We start from the raw sequence: 5160 nt of genomic DNA, 5'->3' as shown, positions 1-5160 counted from the left end.
ATGACCGTGGCCGTGACAAGCGATCCATGGCCAGCCGGTATCGCGCAGTTCCTAACGCTCAAATCCGACCGCCTCACCCCTCTCGGCCTCACCCTCAGAGCCTACCTGGAGAAGACGCATGGTTGATGGGGCAAAGCGCAAAGCCAAACGCTACAGGACACCGACTGCCAAGGCGGGCGAAATCAAGATCGTCTATGGGCGACCCGACCGCTATAACAACCCAGACCTTTGCGTCGCTTGGGGGCCGGGCACTGACATGAGATGCACTGCCAGCCTGATGATGCACGCCATCACCGAAAAGACGCTTCGCCCTAAGTTCCCTGGCCCCGGCTATGATTACGAACCATCCTTGGTCGATGAACTGGAAGCGCGCGGATTCGATATCACCACCCTGCGCATATCCATCATGAAGAAGGAACCCCAATCATGACCGCTGATATTTTGAACGACTTGGCGGCGCGGGTGGAAGCGGGCAACGTCATCTTGCGAATGCGTATCAAGTATGAAGCGCGGGCAAAAGATGTCAGGTTGCATCGACGGGAAAGGTCACGGTGCAGTCATTACGTGCAGGCTCTTGATGAGGTTGCCGCAGCCATCGCAAAGGAGAATGAGGGTGGTTGATTTGGTGGGCGGGAGTGGTGCATAGTCCTACCGACGCGGCTTGGTTTGCAGCATGTGCGGTCAACGCAGATGAGGATGCCCGTGAGGATTCCTGATAGGCCGCGTCACCTAATCCCCAAAAATAATCGCACCACCAACAATCCCCCTTGCACATACGCTAATCTGCGTATATATGATGTGCATCGGCCCAGCAGGTCGAAAGCGCGCCTCGGCTGATCAGGGGCGGAGAATGAAGATGGCACAATATGCAATCGCTACCGTCGCCGGTATCAAAGGCACCTGCACGATCGAGGGTAGCACGCGCTGCCAAACGACTGGACGCCTCGCTTACAAGGTCCGCTACTATGACCGCGCAGGCCCATACCAGAACACGGTTGATCTGTTCGAAGATGATGTCAATCTGGTTTCCCATCGACCCGCGCCGCTGAACTGAAATGACCAACCACCCGAACCGCGCCAACGTCGATCGCAGCCTTGCCGACGCGGTGCGAGACTATCGCGCCCGTCATGGGATGACGCAACGCGCGCTTGCTGAATCCTGGGGCGTTCCGCCGCGCACAGTCGAAAAGTGGGAGGATAGCGGAGGCGTATCGTCCATGTCCCGCGTGCTGGTTGCTTGCCTCGACCGGCTGTAGCCTACCGCGCCAGCAACGGAGCCGGACAAAAATTCGCTGCCGCCTGCTCAGCAATCCGCAGCGCCGTTCACGCATTGGCGCAGGTGGCATGGTCGCGCATGGTTGCGCAGCCGGTGAGCAGGAGTAGGGGGATGAGGCGGATCATGGCTGCTGAATCGGCATAAACGACAGGTCAATGAAGCAATCGCCGAACTCGACGCTGAGCGTGTATACCAGCCTGCCATGATGCTTGGTTTCCGGCTCACCGATCTGCCGAATAGCGAACTCAGCGCAAATGGCGGCTACTACGGCCTTAGGCTCGGACGGGGTTTCTATCCAAGGAATGCAGGCCACATCGAAGTCGCGCGCCATGGACCCGTGGACCGCCATCGCATATCCATGCTGGCGCGCAATTTCGGTTAGCGCAGGATACATTGCAGCGTAGGCCGGGGCGAATGTTGCAGGCTTCATCGTATATCCTTCCAGATTGCACATGCGGCGATGACGATCAGGCCCACCACGGTTGCCGCGCCCAGGATGAAGCCGGATCCTATTGCGGTGGCGATGGCGATCATGGCTTTTGCGCCATGTGCCGGGTCTTGATCTGCCCCCAGATGAGCGGGACAGCGACCAAGGCCACGGCACCCAACATTTCGACCGTATCGCCGTCCAGCCAGCCTTTGCCGATCGCATAGCCGCCGATGATAAGCACGATCTGGCGAACGCCAGCCGCGATTTGGGTTGTCGTTACGTCGCTCATTTCGCCCTGTCTCCCGTCTTGCGTTCCAGCCAATCAACGAAGTCGCCCACGGTCTTGCCGGAAAGGATCGAGGGGTTTGCCTTGGTCGCCGCTGCACCGGCCAGCGTGTCGGCGCGGGCAGTCAGGGGAGCGGCAAGGATCGCCCCGGCAGTAACCGGCCCAAGGAAGTGCGCGGCATAGAGCGTCGCCTTGTTGATGGGCACGCCACGGGAGCGCAGATAGGCAGCGTTCTTCGCGGTGAATGACTTGGCGCGGGCAAGCTGCTCCGCTTCCGATGGACGCAACCCGCCGAACGCCGGCCGCAGCGTTGGCCCCCATTTTCCACCTTCGCCGATCCATGTGGACCGGATGAACTGGTAGAGGCCCGACGCGCTGGACGATGCCGCCTGGATATAAGGCTGGTTGCCGCTTTCGATCTTGGCCAGCATCGGCCAGTAATCCTCCGGCATCCCATCGCTTCGCGCAGGCTTCGGAGGCGCCAGCTTGTCGAGCATGGCGATCGTGTCGCGGCCTGCCCAGCCATCAACCGGCGTTAGGCCGGTGCGCTCCTGAAACAGGCGGACGAAGGCGTCATCTTCTATGGCGGTCATCACAATTTCCCCAGCTTCTCTTCCATGTCGGCAGGCACATGGAGGTGGATTGGAAACGCATCGCCCAAGATCGCGCGCACCTGCTGCAACTCCGGGCTGTTTGGCTCCTGTCGAAATTCCTTGGCGATCAGGATGTTGACCGCGATGGTGAGGCGGCTCATCTTTTCTTCGAGCAGATCCAGCCTGACGTTCAGTGTCTGCACCTTTTCCGATTCTTCCCTGTTGGCCCGCGAGAGGCGCTCCTGTCGGCGCTCGTCGCGCTTGCCCCACCATTCCAGCAGCCATTTCAGGCCAGCGCCGCACGCGACAAGGCCCCCACCTCCCAGCAGCCATTGCGCGGTGGTTGGTTCGTCGGTCATGGCTAGATCGTGATGCCGCGACGCGCGTAGAAGGTCCGCACGAAGTCATAGACCGTGGCCAATTCAGCATCGGAGAGCGCGCGCGAGTAGATGATCGCTGCATAGATATCCACGATGCCATCCGACCCCGCGTTATATTGCGAACCGATGCGGTATGGTTGCCCCAGCATTGCCGGTAGGGCGCTTGGCGTGCTCCCGGCCAAAGTGGTGCCCATGATCTTCGCGCGACGCCTGCCATCAGCTTCGCACCAACCAACATGCATCTGTGCGCCAGCAACCGAAGCATCAAATTCAGCCGTAGATGCAAAAACCACTGTGTTCGCACCGGCGTTGTTGCCTGCCTGCTGTGCGGTGAGGCGCATGAGATTATTGCCTTCGACAGCATCGTTGAAGTAAATCCCCGCCCCGGTTGTCACTATGCCGGTCTGCGAAATAGAGTTGGTGTTGGAAATGATCGGTGCATTGCCAGCATCGGGCATCACTGGCTTTGCAACTGCGATAAGGGTAAATTGCTCCGACGCGGCAGCCGCCGTCTGGATATAGTCGATCATCCCCTCGCAGCGGATATAGAAGTCGCCACCATCGGCGGAAGGATCGCCCCGAACGATGGCCGCTGGTTTTCCGCGCACCATATTCCGACGCGGATCGCTTGCCCCTCCGTAATAATTCCAGAACTCCAGGCCGGACGTTACCGGAGGGCGGATGACGCGCGCATAGGCGAAGGCGTCGGCGTTCGCATTGATGAGATCGACCATTTAGATTTCCTCCGCTTGGATGGACGCGGCCCAGCACCAATCGTCCAGATTATAGGGTTTTCCGATCAGCGCCGGGATGTTCGCAGCCGGGTCTTGACCGGCGTCAGGGATGAAGGTGTAGACTTCCGGCGCTACTTGCCGCGAGGGGCAGCGCAGGCAAATATATCCATTGCTATTGGGCTTAGTGCCAAACTGGACGAGGGGGGGGTCCAACAGCGCTCCCGCTGGCATCGCAGCGATCGTCATCGCGCCGACCAACCGCACATTTTCGAGATCAACCGTGTCTGCGCCGACCTTTGCACTGATCCCGAAATCATCGAGGTCCACTTGCGTAAAGCCGTCCCATGGCTGGCCAGAAACAACAGGCCCGCCGGTTGAGCAAAGATCAATGATCACCTCGCCCGTTGCGGCCTCCCATGTGGCGCGACGCGGATAGACGATATTGGGGCGGCGACCATGGACGAGAACTTGCGACCAAGCGCGCCCCTCATACTGGCCTAGCCAGCGATAGCCGTTGTTGTCGGGATGCGCGCTGGTGACATTGACCACTGGAAAATTCGGGGTGACGGGGAAAAAACCGTCCACCTCTGTAACCAGTCGAAGTTGCGCAGTTCCTACATGTAGGTTGGTCGAACTGGTTGTCATCAACCGTCCGCTAGTTTGCGAAATAAAGAACGCAGGCGGCTTCTGGCCGTTGGCAAAAATCGCCTCAATGTCCGCGTTTATGTCATCACGAAGCTGCTGGACGCCCGCCATGTAGCTAGCCACGTCAGGATGGTCGCCGCCCGTTCCATCGGCATAGTCCTGCTCGCCCTGCGTGTATTTGATCAGCGCGACGCTAAATTCTTTTCCCGCGAAGGTCGCATGATCGCGAATTTGTGTCAGGCCGCTGATGATCCGGTTGTAATATTCGGGCGATGCACCTTTGCTCAAGGATGCCAGCGATTGCCCGCCAACACCGCAAGAAAGCAGGATGAATGGCGTGGTCGCGTCCTCTTCCAGCCCTACCGACGCGAGCCATTGCTGCCGCAGCCAATAAGTCGCGCTGATCGCCGAGCCTTCGCCGGGGATCGAAGCATCAGGGCCAAGCGCTTCGAGCGCGGCGCTGTCCAGTATGGTTCCAGCGTCGTTGTGCGAGACCGCGCGCAGCGGATAGATCGCGCTGGAGGTCAGAGGTCCATAGGTGGTGCTAAAAGAATTGGTCGGGCGACATGCTTGCCCTAAAGAATAGACATGCTCGTCCGAATAGCTGGGTTGCGTGGTGGTGAGTGGCGGATAGCCGCGCGATGACCGGTCCGGCGACTGGCCATAGGTCAGGATGATATTGACCTTGCCGCGCACGATGCCCTGCACCATCGGCATCAGGTCATTCGAGCCTGCTGCCGCATAGGCCACGTTTGCAGCATCACGCGCCGCATAGACTGACTCTAGCGCGGCAACGTCCTCGCTTTCGACGCCCAG

At 59.6% G+C, this 5160-nt stretch carries 10 protein-coding genes; 4 read left to right on the top strand and 6 right to left on the bottom strand.

Features of this window, described 5'->3' with window-relative positions; genetic code table 11:
• The first annotated feature begins 118 nt into the window (after positions 1 to 118).
• The 4 genes from IL54_RS18435 (at position 119) to IL54_RS18420 (ending at position 1256) form a co-directional block, all read left to right on the top strand.
• Positions 119 to 430, top strand: a complete 312-nt coding sequence (locus tag IL54_RS18435) for a hypothetical protein (RefSeq protein WP_037477590.1) — start codon at positions 119 to 121, stop codon at positions 428 to 430.
• Positions 427 to 621, top strand: a complete 195-nt coding sequence (locus IL54_RS18430) for a hypothetical protein (protein ID WP_037477587.1) — start codon at positions 427 to 429, stop codon at positions 619 to 621. Before IL54_RS18435 ends, IL54_RS18430 begins: the two co-directional genes overlap by 4 nt.
• A 229-nt stretch (positions 622 to 850) precedes the next feature.
• On the top strand, positions 851 to 1054 hold the full coding sequence (locus IL54_RS18425; RefSeq protein WP_037477585.1) for a hypothetical protein: 204 nt from the start codon (positions 851 to 853) through the stop codon (positions 1052 to 1054).
• A 1-nt stretch (position 1055) separates the two neighbouring features.
• Positions 1056 to 1256: a helix-turn-helix transcriptional regulator gene (locus IL54_RS18420; protein WP_037477583.1), complete on the top strand. Its 201-nt coding sequence runs from the start codon at positions 1056 to 1058 to the stop codon at positions 1254 to 1256.
• A gap of 141 nt (positions 1257 to 1397) precedes the next feature.
• Here the strand turns inward: IL54_RS18420 and IL54_RS18415 are convergent, their stop codons facing one another.
• The 6 genes from IL54_RS18415 to IL54_RS18390 form a co-directional block, all read right to left on the bottom strand.
• Complete coding sequence (locus tag IL54_RS18415; RefSeq protein WP_037477581.1) at positions 1398 to 1706, bottom strand: hypothetical protein; 309 nt, start codon at positions 1704 to 1706, stop codon at positions 1398 to 1400.
• Positions 1707 to 1806: 100 nt separating this feature from the next.
• Positions 1807 to 1995, bottom strand: coding sequence for a Pam3-gp28 family putative phage holin (locus IL54_RS18410; RefSeq protein ID WP_037477579.1), 189 nt, complete (start codon positions 1993 to 1995; stop codon positions 1807 to 1809).
• Entirely contained in the window at positions 1992 to 2585 is a 594-nt protein-coding gene (locus tag IL54_RS18405; RefSeq protein WP_037477577.1) for a hypothetical protein, read from the bottom strand. Before IL54_RS18405 ends, IL54_RS18410 begins: the two co-directional genes overlap by 4 nt.
• Positions 2585 to 2944, bottom strand: coding sequence for a hypothetical protein (locus IL54_RS18400; protein ID WP_037477575.1), 360 nt, complete (start codon positions 2942 to 2944; stop codon positions 2585 to 2587). The genes IL54_RS18405 and IL54_RS18400 overlap by 1 nt, the downstream gene beginning before the upstream one ends.
• 2 nt (positions 2945 to 2946) lie before the next feature.
• On the bottom strand, positions 2947 to 3699 hold the full coding sequence (locus tag IL54_RS18395; RefSeq protein ID WP_037477573.1) for a hypothetical protein: 753 nt from the start codon (positions 3697 to 3699) through the stop codon (positions 2947 to 2949).
• Positions 3700 to 5094 carry a hypothetical protein gene (locus IL54_RS18390; RefSeq protein ID WP_037477571.1) on the bottom strand — a complete coding sequence of 465 codons (1395 nt, stop codon included), beginning with the start codon at positions 5092 to 5094 and terminating at the stop codon, positions 3700 to 3702.
• Positions 5095 to 5160 lie beyond the last annotated feature (66 nt).

Source organism: Sphingobium sp. ba1 (genome assembly GCF_000743655.1).
GTDB lineage: Bacteria > Pseudomonadota > Alphaproteobacteria > Sphingomonadales > Sphingomonadaceae > Sphingobium.
This window is presented reverse-complemented; position numbering and strand designations above follow the sequence as displayed.